This is a genomic window from Streptococcus australis, from assembly GCF_047463015.1.
Taxonomy (GTDB): Bacteria; Bacillota; Bacilli; order Lactobacillales; family Streptococcaceae; genus Streptococcus; species Streptococcus australis_F.
This window is the reverse complement of the sequence record NZ_JASHER010000018.1, coordinates 1-532: the sequence shown is the minus strand read 5'-3', so window position 1 is coordinate 532 and position 532 is coordinate 1. Positions and strand designations below refer to the sequence as shown.

The window sequence follows — 532 nt, the reverse complement described above, 5'->3', positions numbered from 1 at the left end:
AAACTGACGTAAGTCAGTGCACGACAGGGGTCCAGTGAGTTAAACGACCATTTGGGAGTTTAGCTCAGCTGGGAGAGCATCTGCCTTACAAGCAGAGGGTCAGCGGTTCGATCCCGTTAACTCCCATTTTTCAAGCGGGTGTAGTTTAGTGGTAAAACTACAGCCTTCCAAGCTGTTGTCGCGAGTTCGATTCTCGTCACCCGCTTTGAACATTTGTTCATTACCAAGTTTTTAACTTGGGCGCGTAGCTCAGGTGGTTAGAGCGCACGCCTGATAAGCGTGAGGTCGGTGGTTCGAGTCCACTCGTGCCCATTTTTAATATTATGGTCCGTTGGTCAAGGGGTTAAGACACCGCCTTTTCACGGCGGTAACACGGGTTCGAATCCCGTACGGACTATATTATATTGGAGGATTACCCAAGTCCGGCTGAAGGGAACGGTCTTGAAAACCGTCAGGCGTGTAAAAGCGTGCGTGGGTTCGAATCCCACATCCTCCTTAATATTAACGCGGGATGGAGCAGCTCGGTAGCTCG

Annotated in this window: 5 tRNA genes; all 5 read left to right on the top strand. The window is 50.6% G+C overall.

The window, feature by feature from the left end:
• The first annotated feature begins 53 nt into the window (after positions 1-53).
• The 5 genes from QM873_RS09940 (at position 54) to QM873_RS09920 (ending at position 496) form a co-directional block, all read left to right on the top strand.
• A tRNA-Val gene (locus QM873_RS09940) sits at positions 54-126 on the top strand.
• Positions 127-134: 8 nt separating this feature from the next.
• Positions 135-205, top strand: a tRNA-Gly gene (locus QM873_RS09935).
• A 33-nt stretch (positions 206-238) separates the two neighbouring features.
• Positions 239-312, top strand: a tRNA-Ile gene (locus QM873_RS09930).
• Positions 313-325: 13 nt separating this feature from the next.
• A tRNA-Glu gene (locus QM873_RS09925) sits at positions 326-397 on the top strand.
• A gap of 9 nt (positions 398-406) precedes the next feature.
• A tRNA-Ser gene (locus QM873_RS09920) sits at positions 407-496 on the top strand.
• Positions 497-532 lie beyond the last annotated feature (36 nt).